15 protein-coding genes are annotated in these 17,895 nt (G+C 48.0%); 9 read left to right on the forward strand and 6 right to left on the reverse strand.

What is annotated here, in order from left to right; translation table 11 throughout:
- Positions 1-588: ABC transporter ATP-binding protein (locus tag GOU96_RS01410; RefSeq protein ID WP_324701941.1), on the reverse strand; the 588-nt coding region annotated here is incomplete at its 3' end.
- On the opposite strand from GOU96_RS01410, the gene tesA reads away from it, so the two are divergent.
- The 4 genes from tesA (at position 587) to GOU96_RS01430 (ending at position 6,311) form a co-directional block, all read left to right on the forward strand.
- Positions 587-1,186, forward strand: a complete 600-nt coding sequence (gene tesA / locus GOU96_RS01415) for a multifunctional acyl-CoA thioesterase I/protease I/lysophospholipase L1 (RefSeq protein ID WP_069213431.1) — start codon at positions 587-589, stop codon at positions 1,184-1,186. The two genes, GOU96_RS01410 and tesA, sit on opposite strands and share 2 nt — an antisense overlap.
- Positions 1,187-1,275: 89 nt before the next feature.
- A complete protein-coding gene (gene fabV, locus GOU96_RS01420; protein WP_267781082.1) occupies positions 1,276-2,484 on the forward strand; it encodes an enoyl-ACP reductase FabV in 1,209 nt (402 codons plus the stop codon).
- 168 nt (positions 2,485-2,652) lie between these two features.
- On the forward strand, positions 2,653-4,536 hold the full coding sequence (locus GOU96_RS01425) for a GGDEF and EAL domain-containing protein (protein WP_119788388.1): 1,884 nt from the start codon (positions 2,653-2,655) through the stop codon (positions 4,534-4,536).
- 125 nt (positions 4,537-4,661) lie between these two features.
- Positions 4,662-6,311, forward strand: a complete 1,650-nt coding sequence (locus tag GOU96_RS01430; RefSeq protein WP_114771945.1) for an ABC-ATPase domain-containing protein — start codon at positions 4,662-4,664, stop codon at positions 6,309-6,311.
- 156 nt (positions 6,312-6,467) lie between these two features.
- Here GOU96_RS01430 and GOU96_RS01435 read toward each other — a convergent pair whose 3' ends face one another.
- Positions 6,468-7,097: a DNA-J related domain-containing protein gene (locus GOU96_RS01435; protein WP_001284008.1), complete on the reverse strand. Its 630-nt coding sequence runs from the start codon at positions 7,095-7,097 to the stop codon at positions 6,468-6,470.
- A 235-nt stretch (positions 7,098-7,332) separates the two neighbouring features.
- Between GOU96_RS01435 and GOU96_RS01440 the strand changes: the two genes are divergently transcribed.
- Positions 7,333-7,920: a DUF2238 domain-containing protein gene (locus GOU96_RS01440; RefSeq protein ID WP_001131372.1), complete on the forward strand. Its 588-nt coding sequence runs from the start codon at positions 7,333-7,335 to the stop codon at positions 7,918-7,920.
- A gap of 260 nt (positions 7,921-8,180) precedes the next feature.
- On the forward strand, positions 8,181-8,402 hold the full coding sequence (locus tag GOU96_RS01445; protein WP_001065259.1) for a transcription initiation factor TFIIIB: 222 nt from the start codon (positions 8,181-8,183) through the stop codon (positions 8,400-8,402).
- A gap of 195 nt (positions 8,403-8,597) precedes the next feature.
- Here GOU96_RS01445 and GOU96_RS01450 read toward each other — a convergent pair whose 3' ends face one another.
- Positions 8,598-9,278, reverse strand: a complete 681-nt coding sequence (locus GOU96_RS01450) for an HAD family hydrolase (RefSeq protein ID WP_000140419.1) — start codon at positions 9,276-9,278, stop codon at positions 8,598-8,600.
- Between the two features lie 138 nt (positions 9,279-9,416).
- Positions 9,417-9,923 carry a hypothetical protein gene (locus tag GOU96_RS01455; RefSeq protein ID WP_000640593.1) on the reverse strand — a complete coding sequence of 169 codons (507 nt, stop codon included), beginning with the start codon at positions 9,921-9,923 and terminating at the stop codon, positions 9,417-9,419.
- A 321-nt stretch (positions 9,924-10,244) separates the two neighbouring features.
- Between GOU96_RS01455 and GOU96_RS01460 the strand changes: the two genes are divergently transcribed.
- Together GOU96_RS01460 and GOU96_RS01465 are read left to right on the forward strand one after the other, a co-directional pair.
- Positions 10,245-10,727 (forward strand): CreA family protein, encoded by a 483-nt coding sequence (locus GOU96_RS01460; RefSeq protein WP_000935051.1) that lies wholly within the window; start codon positions 10,245-10,247, stop codon positions 10,725-10,727.
- Positions 10,728-10,844: 117 nt separating this feature from the next.
- Entirely contained in the window at positions 10,845-12,149 is a 1,305-nt protein-coding gene (locus GOU96_RS01465; protein ID WP_267781083.1) for an inosine/guanosine kinase, read from the forward strand.
- A 209-nt stretch (positions 12,150-12,358) separates the two neighbouring features.
- On the opposite strand, the gene vesA is transcribed toward GOU96_RS01465, so the two are convergent.
- Both vesA and GOU96_RS01475 read right to left on the reverse strand, forming a co-directional pair.
- Positions 12,359-13,369, reverse strand: coding sequence for a GlyGly-anchored extracellular serine protease VesA (vesA, locus tag GOU96_RS01470; RefSeq protein ID WP_059260238.1), 1,011 nt, complete (start codon positions 13,367-13,369; stop codon positions 12,359-12,361).
- 143 nt (positions 13,370-13,512) lie between these two features.
- Positions 13,513-15,426 (reverse strand): DEAD/DEAH box helicase, encoded by a 1,914-nt coding sequence (locus GOU96_RS01475; protein ID WP_267781084.1) that lies wholly within the window; start codon positions 15,424-15,426, stop codon positions 13,513-13,515.
- 373 nt (positions 15,427-15,799) lie between these two features.
- Between GOU96_RS01475 and rnb the strand changes: the two genes are divergently transcribed.
- Positions 15,800-17,836, forward strand: coding sequence for an exoribonuclease II (gene rnb, locus GOU96_RS01480; protein WP_095473155.1), 2,037 nt, complete (start codon positions 15,800-15,802; stop codon positions 17,834-17,836).
- Positions 17,837-17,895 lie beyond the last annotated feature (59 nt).

Consider the following 17,895-nt stretch of genomic DNA (forward strand, 5'->3'; position numbering starts at 1 on the left):
TGTAGTGCCGTGTTCACGGTTCAGTTCAAACAGTAAATCAATCACTTTTGCAGCTGTTTCTTGATCCAAATTGCCCGTTGGCTCATCAGCAAACAGCACTTGGGGGCTTATCATAAATGCGCGAGCAATCGCTACGCGTTGCTGCTCTCCACCCGACAATTGTGCGGGCGAATGGTGCATTCGATGCTCCAAACCGACCGCTTTGAGCAGCTTCTGGGCGCGCTCGCGATCCTCCGCCTCACCTTTTAACAAACAAGGCAGAGTGACATTTTCCAGCGCCGACAGGCTAGGAATAAGCAGAAAACTTTGGAACACAAACCCAACGGATTCACTGCGCAGTGCGGCGCGAGCTTCATCATCCAGTTGTGAAAGCGGTTTCCCCAACAGATACACTTCCCCTTCACTTGGCGTATCTAACCCCGCCAGTAGCGTCATCAGCGTCGATTTTCCCGCGCCTGATGCGCCGACAATCGCCACACTTTCTCCCGCTTTAATCGAGAGATTCACCTGTTTAAGGATTGTTAAATGCTCCTGATTAGTGGAGACTAATTTGGATAGTGATTGCGCTGAAATGATGGATGTTTGCATGACTCGACTACTTTCCTTTTTGTTTGTTGTTCTCTTTTCTGCTGCAGCCAGCAGTAAAACGTTATTGGTACTCGGCGACAGTTTAAGCGCAGGGTACGAAATGCCCATCGAACAAGCTTGGCCAAGTTTACTGGCCGACGAGCTAGTGGAACAGGGTCAAACCGTTACCGTCGTTAACGGGAGCATTTCTGGTGATACCACAGGCAACGGGCTCGCCCGCCTGCCCTCTCTTCTGAGCCAACATCAGCCCGATACCGTACTGATAGAATTAGGAGCCAACGACGGTTTACGTGGTTTCCCACCGCAAACGGTCGCTCATAACCTCACCACCATGATTGAACAGATCCAAGCTCAAAACGCAAAAGTCATCTTAATGCAGATCCGTATCCCACCTAACTATGGCAAACGGTACAGCGATGCGTTTTACCAGATCTATCCTAGCCTAGCTGAGCAGTTTTCTATCCCGCTTATCCCGTTCTTTCTTGAGCAAGTGATCCTCAAACCAGAATGGATGATGGCAGATGGTTTACACCCCAAACCTGAAGCGCAGCCTTGGATAGCCAAGTTTGTGGCCGAACACCTTGCCGCACATTTGTAACACCATCCACCGATTTACTGGTTTAGCTCAATAAAATTTACTCAGCTTTACGTTATTTTTGAGCCCTTAACTAGAGAATAGGTGACCCTATGCACATCAAGCCAATCATTCAGGGCGTTGTGGCGCGCAGCGCCCATCCTTATGGCTGCGAACAAGCCGTCCTACAACAGATCCAGTACGTAAAACAGGCGAATCCGATCAAGTCAGGTCCAAAACGCGTTCTGATCCTCGGAGCATCGTCGGGATTTGGGCTCGCGGCAAGGATTGCGCTGACCTTTGGTGGCGCGCAAGCCGATACGATTGGGGTCTCCTTTGAACGTGCTCCGTGTGAAACACAAACCGGCAGTGCAGGTTACTACAACAATCTCTTTTTTAAACAGCATGCCGAGCAAGCAGGTCGCATCGCGGTCAATCTCGAAGGCGATGTTTTTTCCGTCGACATGCGTGAGCAAGTGATTGAAGCGATAGAAACCTATTTTGAAGGGGAAGTGGATCTCATCATTTACAGCATTGCCAGTGGCATGCGCCGCAAGCCCAGAAGCGAAAAGGCTGACCCTGAATTTTGGCGATCCGCGATTAAGCCGATTGGTGAAGCAGTCTCTGGTGCAACCCTCTTGCTTGAAAATGACACGTGGATGGAAACCACCTTGCAACCGGCCAGCGAAGAGGAAATTGAAGGGACGTTACGCGTCATGGGCGGCGATGATTGGGAAAACTGGATTGATACCTTGATCAATGCCGAATCACTCGCCGAAGGGTGCAAAACGATCGCGTTTTCTTACATGGGCCCTGACGTTACTCACCCTATCTATCTGGATGGTACTTTAGGCCGCGCTAAAATCGATTTACACCAAACGAGTCATGCTCTGAATCTGAAACTCGCTAACTTTGATGGCGGTGCGTATGCCGTTGTTTGTAAGGCGTTAGTGACAAAAGCCAGCGTATTTATTCCCGGTTTGAGTCCTTACTTACTCGCGCTGTACCAAGTAATGAAAAATAAAGGCACCCATGAAGGTTGCATTGAACAGATGCAGCGCCTGTTTAGCGACAAGCTGTATGGCCATTCACGAATTCCACTCGATAGCGAGCGTTTGATCCGTATGGATGATTGGGAGATGAACCCCGATACGCAAGTACAAGTTCGTGAACGTTTACAACAAATGAATGCCAGCAATTTTCAGCAGTTAGGCGATTATGCGGGCTTTAAACGTGAGTTTATGCAGCTTAACGGGTTTGAATTTGACCAGATCGATTATAGCCAATCTGTTGATATGCATAATTTTATTAATAAAAAGTGACACGCCCCGTTGTTTTAGATTTGAGAATTCACACAAGCTAACTCAATTCGCTCTGCCATTCTGATCGGCATTTGTTAGAGTGACTGACCACTGAAGTAAAGATGTGACTTCAGACAGGCAGTCGCTCTAGTCACACCCAAAATCCATGCCGCAATCAAGGACCACTTAATGGCACCGATCCTTTCACACTCGATCCCGATCCCTTCTAGCATGCAGGCAAATTGGCAGCAGATGCTCAACCTGCTGGCCGAAGTGCTGAAAGTCTCAGCCACCCTGATCATGCGTTTACGCCATCACGATCTTGATGTGTTTTGTACCAGTGTCGGCATTGACAATCCATACCAAGTCGGCATGACCGAACGATTAGGCACAGGCTTGTATTGTGAAACTGTGGTCAATACTCGCCAGTTATTGTTGGTCAGTAACGCCGACCTCGACCCATTGTGGAAGGATAACCCAGATCTAGAATTGGGCATGCGCGCTTACTGTGGCGTACCATTGCAATGGCCAAACGGTGAGCTTTTTGGATCTTTGTGTGTCACCGATCGTCAAACTCGCCAGTTTCTTAGTACCGATCAGCAATTGATAAAAACCTTTGCTGAATCGATTGAAGCTCAGCTTAAAACCCTTTACCAACGCGAAACGCTGTTGCAAATGAACCAAGATTTGCACTTCAAAGTTCGTCATAAAATGCAAAGCATCGCCTCGCTGAACCAATCTCTCCATCAGGAGATCGATAAACGCCGTGCCGCAGAACAGCAGATTGAGTATCAGCGCAGTCACGACCTTGGGACTGGCTTTCTGAATCGCACGGCATTGGAGCAGCAGCTCGCGATGCAGCTGGCTCAATTAGCGGAACACGAAGAACTCGCTGTGATTCATATCGGTTTTGCCAATGCCCGCCAATTACAGGCGCGGCTGGGTTATCACCTTTGGGATGATGTGCTAAAGCAGTTACGTGAACGACTTGGTCCGGTGACGGAGGGGGAATTACTGACCGCTCGCCCTAACTCGACCAATTTGACGCTGATCTTAAAAGCCCATCCGCTCGACACCCAATTAAATCAGCTTTGCCATCGTTTAATTCACGCTGGGCAAGCGCAATTTGTGACGGAGGGGCTGCCCGTTCACCTCAACCCTTATATTGGTGTGGCCCTTAGCCGTGAAACACGCGATCCGCAGCAGCTACTGCGCCATGCCGTCAGCAGCATGTTGGCGTGTAAGGATTCGGGATACAAAGTGTTTTTTCACTCTCCCGCATTAGCCGATAACCATGCGCGGCAAAATCAATTGGAAAACTATTTACTGCAAGCGGTGCGCAACAACGATCTGCTGCTCTACTTCCAACCTAAAGTCAGCATGAAAACTCAGCGCTGGGTCGGTGCTGAGGCATTGTTGCGTTGGAAGCATCCGGTGTTGGGTGAATTTTCCAATGAAACCTTGATTCATATGGCAGAGCAAAATGGTCTTATCTTTGAAGTGGGGCATTTTGTTTTGCACCAAGCTTTAAAAGCCGCCAGTGATTGGTTAGCGGTGTGCCCAACCTTTTGTATCGCGATCAATGTCTCTTCCGTACAGCTCAAAAACAGTGGCTTTGTCGAGCAGATTCGAGATCTGCTGGCGCTGTATCGCTTCCCTGCGCATCAGTTGGAACTGGAAATCACCGAAAGTGGCCTGATCGTCGATGAACCGACCGCGAGTGATATTCTCAACCGACTACACACATTAGGCGTGACATTATCACTCGATGATTTTGGTACGGGGTACGCTTCGTTTCAGTATCTAAAAAAATTTCCATTTGATGGCATCAAGATTGATAAAAGTTTTATGGAGCAGATCGAACACAGTGAAAGCGATCAAGAAATCGTGCGTTCTATGCTGCATGTAGCGAAAAAACTGAACTTAAACGTGGTGGTGGAAGGTATTGAGTCGACGCAGCAAGAGCAGTTCATTCTGGAACAGGGTTGCGATGTCGGCCAAGGCTTTTTATATGGCAAACCTATGCCCAGTGAAGTGTTTACCCTCAAGCTCGAAAGCCACGCTCAGGCGTAATCGAAGGTATCTCCTGCTCTGTGGTTGTCGAGCATAAAGAGATTGGCTTATCATTCCTTTACTCTTCAGTGGGCGCTACCTATAATCGCGCTCCTCTTTTTCTTTCCCTATGAGCGATAATCGAGATGGATCGACTAATTGCAACACTCAAGAAACTCGAAAAGCAGAACTATCGTGCTTATCAGCAGATCAAAGGTCAGTACGACTTTGGCGACTTTACTCTGTTCATCGATCACATTCAGTCTGATCCATATGCTTCAGCCTCTCGCCTGCGTGCTACGCGCGCTTGGTCGTTGACGGGTTTAGATTGGCTGAAAGAGAAATCCCCTGCTTATCAAATGGCTGCGCGTGATTTTATCGCTCGTGCTTTTGCAGAGTTCGCCAAACAAGACAACAGCTTATCGATCGCGATTAGCGGCCAAACGGTTCTCGATAGTACCTCTGTTCTGTTTAACGAACACGGCATCGAACTGCGTTTTCGCATGAGTATGCCAGCGGAAGGACGCGATATTCTGGCGAAAAAAGCGCTGAATATCTTAACCTTTCACCTGCCGAAATACATTCGCCGTGCCACGCTTGAACGCGAGTTAGATAAAGCCGCACTACTGCATCATTGTGAAATCGTAGAAGATCAGGAAGCGATGCGCGCTCAACTGGACGATCTCGGTCTTGTCGCTTTCGTCGCTAACGGCAGTGTATTGCCACGATTAGCCGGTAACTGCGATCTGCCAATGAAAGAGGCGGTTCCTTTCATCGCCCCAAAATCTCTCGAAGTCACCCTCTCAACGCCTAACCAAGGTGAACTGGTGGGTATGGGTATTCCACAAGGGATTACCTTGATCGTGGGCGGTGGGTTCCATGGTAAATCAACCTTGCTGACCGCGCTTGAGCGTTCGGTCTACAACCATATTCCGGGTGATGGTCGTGAGCGCATGGTCACTGATGTTAAAGCGATGAAGATCCGCGCTGAAGAAGGCCGTTGTGTACACAATCTCAATCTATCGAACTACATCAATCATTTACCTATGGGTAAAGACACGACCGATTTCAGCACGCAAGATGCTTCTGGCTCTACCTCGCAGTCGGCTTGGCTACAAGAGTCGATTGAAGCGGGCGTCACAACTTTGCTGATTGATGAAGACACTTCTGCTACCAACTTTATGATCCGTGATGAGCGCATGCAGGCACTGGTCAGCAAAGGTGAAGAGCCGATCACGCCGCTGGTGGATCGTATCGGTCAGTTACGTGATGATCTTGGCATCTCGACACTGGTGGTGATGGGGGGCTCTGGTGACTATCTGGATGTAGCCGATACCGTCATTCAGATGCATGACTACCAACCCGTCGACGTAACAGAAAAAGCGCGTGAAGTGATTGCCCAGCACCCAACGCTGCGTCGTAATGAGTGTGAAACCCCACTCGCGACCTTTACACCACGAGCTATCAACTGTGCCACTTTGCAAAAACTGCTGCTGGATGGCAAATTCCGTGTGTCGGCTAAAGGCTTGGATGCTCTGCGTTTTGGTAAAGAGTTCACGGACATTTCCGCACTGGAGCAGTTGCAAAGTTCAAGTGAAGTGAATGCCATTGGTTGGCTGTGGTTCCAACTGGCACAACTGCCAGGTTGGACAGACAACCCAGCCAAAGCCATGACTAAAATGCTTGAAGGTGACTGGTATCAAGCCATGCCAAACCACGGTGATTTAGCTAAGCCGCGAATTTTAGATGCAATGGCAGCCCTAAACCGGATGCGAAAAGCACAATTTAAAGCCTAATCCCGCGCAGGGGCAAAACCACTTGGTGCAGCAGCTTCAAGTTGGAAGAAATCCCTAGAAAACAGGCTTCAATGGTCATGCAACGGACAAAGGGCTGCATGACCTTTTCGTTATTCGTTTTTCTCGTTTTTTCACTTTTAACTTAAAGAGTCTTTTTTAAACTAAAGAGTCTTGTCTGAGCACATTCCACGCTTCACATAAGATCCGAAAACGTTCGGCATTGCCATTTTCTCGATCGGGATGCCAACGCAAAGCCAGCTTACGCCACGTTTTACGGATCTCAACGGCGCTCGCCTCTTCGGTTAATTCAAACAGACGCAGAGCTTGTCCTCGGGTTAAATCCTTACCATTATGGCTGCCCACTGAGTGTCGATATCGCGTCCAGAATTCATTGAGCAAACGCTTCACTTCCCCCTCATTCGCTTCATAGTTCATCCACTGAGTGTAGTAATCTCGCAAAGGATCATTGACATCAATGTCGTGGAATTCACTACGCATCATCGGAGTTAAAATGATGTTCATCGCTTCCACTTGCAGCCATTTTTCTGGGTGCAAGGTTTCTTGGAGCTGATAGAGCGCATTCATGATGAGGAAATTTCGCTTGAACAGATCTTTTTCCGGCTGAGGGTCTAAGACCGGCATGATGCCTAACTCACTCAAGTGAGCGGCTAAGGTATGCACTTTCCATCCTGAAGGCTGGCGTTTCAGAACCTCAAAAATCGGCCACAACAGCGGATTTTCCATATAAGTCTGAAACGTTGCAGCAAGCTGGTGACTGTCTGACATAAGGCTTCCATTCCCATGAAATACTCTAATTCAAGATCAATCTAACCCATTTGTCACGGCGGCGAAATGGCAAATCTTGATTGTGTGAAGCTCAATGCGCATAAGGCTTGCAGGCTGTTTTTCTGACACTGTAAAAGCCAGATTTCTGACGCAACCTTAGCTCTGAACATTTGGGAATTGAACAATGTTCATAATGATGGCAGGATAGTGCCCGTTCCATTGACGGAGATTCACTATGCCCTTGTCGCGACCTCTCATCGGATTGACCCTTTTTTACAGCTTAATTTTTGTTTTTTCAGCCATAGCGCCTACTTCACGTGCTGTTTGGTTTGCCGAAATCATCCCCGCCATTCTGGTTCTGGCCACAATTTGGTGGGTCTCATTGCGCTGGTCAATGAGCACGACCGCCTATGTCTTGATGTTTGTTTGGCTCTGCTTGCATACCATAGGCGCAAAATACACCTTCGCTGAAGTCCCTTTTGACTGGTTCAATACCTTGATCGGCTCTACACGCAATCAATTCGATCGCGTCGCCCACTTTTCCATCGGTCTTTATGCTTACCCTATTGCGGAATGGCTGTTACGTAAGCAACAAACGAAACCTTGGCTAGCTTACAGCTTTGCACTATTTAGCTTGATGAGTCTTGCAGCGGCTTACGAAATTATCGAGTGGTGGTACGCCGCGCTCGCTGGCGGCGAAGAAGGGATCGCATTTTTGGGCTCACAAGGGGATATTTGGGATGCTCAGAAAGATATGCTGTGCGATACCTTAGGTGCCATCACCGCACTTTGCCTACTTGCGTGGCAGCGAGCCAGAGGCTAAGGCCGCATGTTCCTAGTTGTTTCTTTTATTGCGCAATCGCATGCACAGGTTCTGACAGAACTCGATAAGAGTATGATCGATGACAATTTGTGCATGTATTTTCTATGAATTGCATCTCAATTTTGGAACAAAGACAGAAAAGCTCACCAACAAACTTTTAGAAAGTGTTTATGCTAAAGGCAAATATAAAATGAAATCACAAGCCTAGCGTCGCCTACAGCGCTGAGCAACACTCCTTTTTTGCTGCTGAGAATAAAACTATGAATAACCGACTTGTCGAAGAAACCATTGCAGAAGAAACCATCGACTGCTGCCCTCTCTGCCAACACGATGAATTCTTTATTTCTGCCGACAAAGAGAAATTTTACTGCGCGAAATGTGGCTTTCACACCAACACTCTGACCAGCATTCAGCCCATGCTGGCGGCTAAAGCGAATCTCACACATCGCTTTGTCCACACCGGAATCAAAACTCGTCAATAATGGAAGCTCGTTCGTTATCGAAACCGCATTATTTCTCTGTCAAAAGATGGAAAATGCGGTCGTAACCGCCGTGATGGTAGCAATGTGAGTGAACAAGGTGCGTCAAGCCTCCACTAATTTCAGCACATCTCCAAGCGCCAAAAGAAACGGAAAAAACGAAAGCAACTGACGAAAGTGAGTCGAGAAAGGATCGGCTTACGCAGATTGGCGCATCACGCTACCACTCAAATACTCCGCAAGTTGAAGTAGATTGCTCAGCACAATCACTTGCTGAGAATGGCTGCGATGTTGAGGATTCAGTGGGCTCAATTGAAAGGTCAGCACTTCAGCATTTAATCCTGCTTCTACGCCCTTCGGTGTGTCGTCAACATAAATGCACTCATCCAATGTAAAACCCATGTTCATTGCACAATAACGGATGAGATCCGGCTCAGGTTTCCAACTGTTCGCATCAAAAGCAGAAAAAATCCGCCCTTCAAAATAGTGCTCAAGACCGGCGAGAGTCAGGGTCATCGCGATTTTTTCTCGTGGCGCGTTTGACGCCACACAAAATTCAATCTGGTTACGCTTCAAGTAATTGAGTAATGCCCTCGCGCCCCCCATCGGAGAAAGTTTGCGCCGAAACGTTGCCGCGACAATCGAGCGGTAACGCTGCTCAAGCAAATCAATATCCGCTGTTATCTTCGCCAGTTGGCAAGCCGCATGGAGAATGTCGGCGATTTTGCCACCCGAGAAATGCTCAGCGACCTGCTGGTAGCTTAAGGCCACCCCAAGTTCGCCAAACACTTGTACCAGAGCTTCACAGCACAAACGTTCGCTGTCTACTAAGGTTCCTTCGCAGTCAAAAATGACACACTTTACTCTGGATTCAGTCATTACTTATTCCTCCATCCCCATTAGCAGTGTATATCTCACTGTGGCACTAAAAAGGATGGAGTTAACAGAATGGCAGAAAACCATGCACAAACGTGCATAACTTCTACCGAAGTCACTCTTTTACGAACAGAAAGTGGCTCAAAGTTCGATGTAAGGGGTCGCATCACTCGCGGTGATGGCTTGCCATTTCGCATACAGCGCTTGAGCAAATGCTTCGCGAGTGTCAAATAGAGGGTTGGTTTTCACAACCAGATCGGAAAGCAGAACCATGTGCTCATGCTCCGTCACCATACCGGCCGCAACGGGTTCACCAAGATGAAATCCGAGGAATAGTTGGCATGGTGGTGAGTAAATAATTTGGGTAAAAAACTCAACCAAACGTTCTTGATCATGCTGGGTTGAGCTACGCGTTGCCTGCAAGAGAGCGAACCAGACAGTTAAACGATGAAAATCCACCAAATAAATCTCTTGCAGTAATGGCGCATCACAGGCCTGCGGTTGAAACAACGAAACTTCAGTGTGTCGGCTTAACGCATGGTAAATATCGCGCCCCTCTAAACTTTCAGCAGTCGGGAATTCGACATCCACTTGACTCGATAACCACTGATTTTTGGCCGCAACCACAGGTGAGGGAGAGTAAATCATAGGGGACTTCTTCTTGGTTGGTGAAGCAACACCTAATCAATAAGCGTCGCAGTAAACGCAGCATACTCATCAAGCCCACACGGAACAAGCTTTAATCCCTTTTGATGAGCAATTGCGTATCTTGGTCTTAGCCATGAGGCTGCACTATCGTCAGAAAATCAGTATGATGTAAACCCAAATAACCTGACGTTGGCGTGATAAGCATCCCAATATCAGGTAGGAAGGTGATATCCAAATACAGCTTGAAGCTAAACGATGCTCACGCGCGCTGCCGTTGCAAGTTGGCAGGGTAAACACAATTAACGTAAACGGAACCTGATTATGCTCAATTCTATTCGCACTGCTTTGCTTCTTTCCTTCGCTTTCGTTTTGAGTGGTTGTGATCGCTCAGAAGTCGGTGATGTCAGTCTCGGCATGTTTACCTTGAAAGATATTAAAATCAACAATTTGACCGATCCTGTTGTAACGGGCGTGACTTGCCATGTAGCCAGTATTGAAGCCGACCTAAGCTTGGCCGACCCATCAGACTCCTCGATTTCTTGTCGCCAAACGGGTGAAATTACGCCAGAAATGATCGCGCAAATTGATAAATCCTCTTCAGGCGAAGTGGTCTTTCAAAAATCCAAAAGTATTTTCTTCAAATCGATGAAAATTCGCCGCATTTTTGATGCGAAAAACCAAACCCTGATGTATCTCTCCTACTCGACCAAAGAAACATCCGGCAGCTTTAAACACAGCCTGTCTACCGTGCCGCTGTGGGGCACTCAAGCCTACAACGCCTTCCCTGAAACACAGAACAAATAGCTTCATCTATCGCAGCCTGAGGCGTGCTTTACATCACTTCAGGCTGCAATAAAAATGAAAGTAATCTGTCACACCTGTGATATGATGCGCGAAAATTTTTCAATTAACACTTTCAAAATGAAGTTTCCCGGTCAGCGCAAATCTAAGCACTATTTTCCAACTCACGCCCGCGATCCACTCGTCAACCAGATTCAACAAACACCAAAGCTCCATCGTCCGACGATTGTCGGCGTCGGCCAAACCATCGTCGATATTGAAGCTCGCGTTGATGATGAATTTCTTACCCGCTACGATCTCAGTAAAGGCCATTCACTGGTACTGGAAGAGAGTAAAGCGGATGCTCTCTATCATGAATTGGTCGAGCGTGGATTGATCACTCACCAGTATCCGGGAGATACGATTGGCAACACATTGCACAACTATTCGGTTTTAGCAGACAGCAAATCGGTATTGCTGGGTGTGATGTCGAAAAATATCGAGGTGGGTTCATACGCTTATCGCTACCTATGTCGTACTTCAGCGCGGATGAATCTAAACCACTTGCAAACAGTGGATGGCCCTATCGGTCGCTGCTACACCTTGATTTCTGAAGATGGCGAACGTACGTTTGCGATCAATGAAGGGCACATGAACAAGCTGCGCCCTGGCAGCATTCCAGAAGAAGTGTTTGATAAAGCTTCGGCCTTGGTTGTGTCATCGTATTTGATGCGTGGTAAGCCAGAAGACCCTATGCCACAAGCGGTACAACGTGCCATTGAAATCGCAAAAGCACGCAGCATTCCTGTGGTTCTCACCTTAGGCACAAAATATGTGATCGAAGGGAATGCCGAGTGGTGGCAAAACTACATGAAAGAGCATGTTACCGTTGTCGCCATGAATGAAGAAGAAGGCGCTGCGCTGACGGGTGAACGCGATCCTCTACTTGCTGCAGATAAAGCGCTGCAATGGGTTGATTTAGTGCTGTGTACGGCAGGCCCTGTGGGTTTGTATATGGCAGGCTATATTGACGAATCAGCAAAGCGCGAAACAGAGCTACCACTACTACCGGGTAATATTCCTGAGTTTAATAAGTACGAATTCAGCCGTGCAATGCGTAAAGAAGATTGCCGCACACCGCTGAAAGTATACTCTCACATTGGTCCATACTTAGGCGGCCCGCTGGAGATTAAGAACACTAATGGTGCTGGCGATGGCGCACTTTCTGCGTTACTGCACGACATGGCGGCAAACGCGTATCACCAACGTAATGTGCCGAATTCAGCCAAACATGATCAGCCATACCTGACCTATTCCTCGCTCTCTCAAGTGTGTAAGTACGCCAACCGCGTCAGCTATGAAGTATTGACTCAACATTCGCCACGTCTGTCACGGGCTTTACCTGAGCGTGAAGATAGCTTGGAAGAAGCGTACTGGGATCGTTAATTGATTATCGTGAACAAAACTCTCACTCTTTAATAAAGAAGGCGACCATTGGTCGCCTTCTTTATTTATTACTACTATACCCAAAGTACTTGGTTTTGCAGGTAGGCGGCAATGGAGTTCATCCCCCATGAGCATAGATAAACGATGTGATTGTCGTACACGAACGTAGCCAACACCGCTGCAGTTTCAAGTAGGAAGCGGATATCTGTTCATGATTTCCAGCAATCTTGATATAACCCATTTTTATTACGCAGTACCATAAGCAACCCTAATACTAACAAGGCTAAGCCAGTTGAGCTTCCGCCACTATCACTACTGGTAACGGGTGACACTGTAGTCCCTCCTGCAACCAACTGCCGTACTCCATTACTTTCTGTAACGTAATACTTGGGTGTCTCTAATCCATTCATAACACGTAATATCCAACTGTAATAATCGGATACTTCCGTGAATACCGAGGTAACGGGCAGCGCTGGATTACCACAGGTTGATGGTCCAAAACTGGTGATCCCAATTTGCACATATCCAGAGCCACTGTCTAAATACACGGGGCCACCTGAATCTCCAGAACAGGTGGAGTTGCGGTATCCTCCTATATTCGGCCCAGTGAAACAGATCTGGCTAGCTTGTAAATTAGCTCCATAGTAGGCCGAGCAGGTCGCAAACGGAACAAAGGTTAAGGTGGTCTCTAATAAACGGGTTCCTCCGGCGACATTACCATTCACATAGCCGTGACCAATCGCTTTATAGGTTCCACTCACGTCATAGCTGTTATTGATTGAGCTATTGAGTACCCCAACGAAATTACTCACATTAAGGTCGCTTTCTAATTTGATGATCGCAATATCATTTGGCCAATACACTGCCGAAGAATCGACATAGTTATCGGGATAATAAAATTCCGCGGCACGAGCAAATTGAACATTACCATTGGGGAACTGGCTTTCATCTTCCAACTGAGGAACCACAACGGTGTACAACATGGTATAGCTATTGCCATAAATACAATGTGCTGCCGTCAAGATATACCGTGAATTCAGAACCGTCGCACCACAGTAGGTTCCTGAGCTGTATTGATAAGGAGAGATATAAATCGCCAAACTGGCAAACGAAGGGTAGTTTGCGACATTCGCATTGGTACCATTGACGATGTACGGCGAAATCTCAACCGCAGAAACTCGCGTTGTCAGCAGTAACAGGAGCCATAGCCATTTGCGCATGCGTCACCTCATTGGTTGAATTGATTGTTCTGCTTATTTATCACCCGCTTAAAGTGTAGCAATGAAATGAAACTATGCGATGCAGATAACAAAAAACCCGCAGTTTTACCTGCGGGTTTATCAATTCAAATCACATGTGTGAATTATGCTTCTTCACGACGACGGCTATGGCCACGCTCACCACGGTAGCTACCACTGCTCTCACCACTACGGTTGCGCTCAAAACGACGCTCACCTTCACGGAAAGGACGGCCTTCGCCACCACGGCCACGACCACCTTCGCGGCCGCCTTCACGACCACCACGGAAACCGCCTTCACGGTTGCCTTCGCGACGTGGACCACCTTCACGACGAGCACCACCACGAGATTCGCGGAAGTCATCGAAGTCACACACTACAGCACCCACTTCTTTCTGGCGGATACGCAGCTTACGTAGCTTGCTAGAAACGTCATTTGACATGGCTTTTGGTAGCTGAACAAACGTATGGCCTTGAGCCAGTTTGATCGCACCTATAGAACCTTTAGTCAGACCCAGTTCGTTTGCGAGAGCACCAACGATGTCTTTCACTTGAACGCCTTGGTCACGGCCAACTTGCAGTTGGTAAGTATCCCAATCGTGGTTTTCTTGATCGCGGCCACCGAATTCACGACGAGCAGGACGATCACCATCGCGGCGGTCATCACGACGCTCACGACGACGTGATTTTTCACGCTCCATCGCTTCGATCATTGGATCAGCGCCAACATAAAATAGTGGACGCTTGCCTTGCTGACGTTTCAGCAGGATTGCAGCCAGAGTCGTTGCATCGATTTCCAGTGACGCTTGCAGTTTTTCAACCAAATCAGCAAAACGTTCCAGCGAGCTGAACTCTTTATCTGCTGCCAGTTCTTGACCCAGCTTAGTCAGACGAGATTCAGCCACTTTATCGCGGTGCGGTAGTTGGATCTCTTCCATTGAAGAACGAGTGACACGCTCGATAGTGCGTAGCATGCGGATTTGGTTAGTACGAACCAGCAGGATCGCCTTACCTTTACGTCCAGCACGACCAGTACGGCCGATACGGTGGATGTAAGATTCCACATCAAATGGGATATCGTAGTTGTATACGTGAGTGATACGAGGAACGTCCAGACCACGTGCGACAACGTCGGTCGCAACCAGAATATCAATCACACCTTGTTTGATATGATCAACAGTACGCTCACGCAGAGACTGAGGGATATCACCGTGCAGAGCCGCAGCTTTGAAGCCACGCGCGCACAGCCAATCCGCTAGACGCTCAGTATCCTGACGAGTACGTACGAATACGATAGAAGCATCGGTTTCTTCGGTTTCAAGCAGACGAGCCATCGCTTCATCTTTCTCTACACCTTTTACTACCCAGTATTGTTGCTCAACTTTCGCGACCGTTTGGTTAGAGCCCGCTACGTCAACACACTCTGGATCACGTAGGAAACGCTCAACGATTTCTTTAACCATTGGCGGCATAGTGGCTGAGAACAATACGCGTTGTGCAGACTCTGGCGCTTGTTCCATGATCCAAGTTACGTCATCAACGAAGCCCATTTTCAGCATTTCGTCTGCTTCATCAAGGATGAAAGTATGACATTCGTCTAGGTGTAGACGATCACGAGTGATCAGATCTTTTACACGACCCGGCGTACCCACAACGATGTGAGCGCCAGATTTCAGAGCGCGCATTTGATCAAGAATTGAAGCACCACCGTAGATCTCAAGAACCTTGAGGCCTTTGATGTTTTGGCCAAGGTTTTTGATCTCAGCTGCTACCTGAATCGCCAGCTCACGTGTTGGCGCCATAACGATAGCTTGTGGCTTGTACTGAGATAGATTAAGTTTGTTGAGCAGAGGCAAAGAGAATGCCGCTGTTTTACCTGTACCTGTTTGCGCTTTACCCAGTGCATCACGGCCTTCAAGCAGAACAGGAATTGCTGCTGCTTGGATAGGAGTTGGTGATACGAAGCCCATTTCAGTTAGGGCAGAAAGGATGGCGCTGTTCAGTGCTAAATCACTGAATTGAATTGCAGTATCTTGCATGGGGATCCCACTAAATGAAGAAATAACCAAGGTCCCACGTGCTTTACCATTTCCAACCAATCCAATGAATTGCTGAGTCCGTTCAGATGCGGATAAGTATTAAAACGCATCAAGCCGCTAGGGACATATAAGGGACGCGGATTATTCCCTAAAAGCATAAAAAAAGCTAGGAAAAATTGAATTTCATCACAAAAATTTCTTAGCAAAGGAAAAATGACGTCTCATTGACCGGAAAACCCCGTTAAAACACCAAAATTGCTGACAATTTCAGCGAATAAATAAACAGCCAACGGCGCTCAATCTCACGTTTTCGGTAGTAATCCAGCCCCTCAATGATTATAGTGTGCCCAACTTAAACGGTTAGATAAAAAAGATGTTCCAAGACAATCCGCTCCTCGCGCAGCTTAAGCAAAAAATCCAAGAAAACCTGCCTAAAAAAGAAGGCACCATCAAAGCCAGTGACAAAGGTTTTGGCTTCCTCGAAGTCGATAGCAAAACCAGCTACTTTGTTCCGCCTCCTTATATGAAGAAGTGTATACATGGCGACAAAGTCGTGGCTTTCATCCGCACCGAAAATGAACGCGAAGTGGCTGAGCCTTCTGAACTCATCGAGCAATCGCTGACTCGCTTCATTGGTCGCGTAAAGCTATTTAAAGGCAAACTCAACGTCGCGCCCGATCATCCACAACTGAAAAAGCTGTCGCTGAAGGCAAAAACCAAGAAAGGCCTCAACGAAGCTGACTTCCAAGAGGGTGACTGGGTGGTCGCTCATCTTGTGCGCCACCCGCTGAAAGGTGACGATGGTTTCTTTGTGCAGATTTCACACAAAATCACCGATGCCAATGACAAAATTGCCCCTTGGTGGGTGACATTAGCAGAAAACGATCTGCCCAACAGCGAGCCAGCGGGCATTGACGATTGGCAACTGAAAGATGATGCAGACCTGGTTCGTGAAGATCTGACCGCGCTGCCTTTTGTGACCATCGATGGTGAATCCACCAAAGATATGGACGACGCGCTTTACGCTCAGCAACTGCCAAACGGTGATTTTGCGCTGACTATCGCGATTGCCGACCCAACCGCTTACATCACCCCAGAAGATGAAATGGACAAAGTTGCTCGTGAGCGTGGCTTCACCATTTATTTGCCGGGTCGCAACATTCCTATGTTGCCACGCGATCTGGCTGATGAGCTTTGCTCTCTGATGGAAAACCAAGTTCGTCCAGCGCTATGCTGCTCAGTCACTATCCGTAAAGATGGCGTGATTGGCGATGATATTCGTTTCTTCGCAGCCAACATCAAATCTCATGCACGCCTAGTTTATGACCATGTTTCTGACTGGTTGGAGACTGGCAGCTCGGAACAATGGCAACCAAGCGAAGAAATCGCCCAAGTGGTGCGCGACCTCTACGCTTTCTCACAAGCACGTGCGAACTGGCGTGAGACTCATGCCGTAGTGTTCCCAGATCGTCCAGACTACCGCTTCGAACTGAGTGCCGATAACGATGTCGTGGCGATCCATGCGGACATGCGCCGTACGGCAAACCGCTTGGTTGAAGAATCGATGATCACTGCGAACATCTGTGCGGGTAAAACGCTGCAAACCACATTTGGTTTTGGTGTATTCAATACCCACGCGGGTTTTAAAGCTGAAAAAATGGCCGATGTAGTAGAACTCATGGCGGTCAACGGCGCACCCAATGCGGATGCAGAAACGCTGGCAACCGTAGAAGGCTTTGCCGCTCTGCGCCGCTGGCTAGCCACGCAAGAAACCAGCTACCTCGATAATCGTATTCGTAAATACCAAAGCTACAGTGAGATTGGCAACCAGCCTCTCCCCCACTTCGCGATGGGCCTTGATGTGTACGCAACATGGACTTCGCCGATTCGTAAATACGGCGACATGATTAACCACCGTCTGCTGAAAGCGCACATTCTCGGCAAAGCCCCGGTGCAAACGCCGGATGAGACAGTTGGTGAAGAACTGGCTCTGCACCGTAAGCACCACAAAATTGCTGAACGTAATGTGGCAGATTGGCTCTATGCACGCACGCTGGCTGATGAGCCTGCGAAAGAAACCCGCTTCCAAGCTGAGATCTTTGATATCAACCGTCCGGGCATGCGTGTTCGCTTACTCGAAAATGGCGCAATGGCCTTTATTCCGGGAGCTCTGATCCTCGATAACAAAGAGCGTATCGAGTGTAATGGTGAAGACGGCACGGTTCTGATCGATAAAGAAGTGGTGTACAAACTTGGTGATGTGCTGGAAATCGTCCTGACAGAAGTCAATCAAGAAAACCGCAGCTTAGTGGGTAAACCAACGCAAGTGTTTGCTGATCTGGTTTCAGAAACGCAAACCAGTGCGGAGCAACCTGCTGAGGGCGCAGAAAATAACGAGCCACAAGTTTAATTCGCTTGGTTTGAGTCTCCATCATTCAAAAGGCATTCTTCGGAATGCCTTTTGTTTTT

The sequence above is a fragment of the Vibrio sp. R-1 genome (assembly GCF_035615595.1).
GTDB classification, from domain to species: Bacteria; Pseudomonadota; Gammaproteobacteria; order Enterobacterales; family Vibrionaceae; genus Vibrio; species Vibrio cholerae.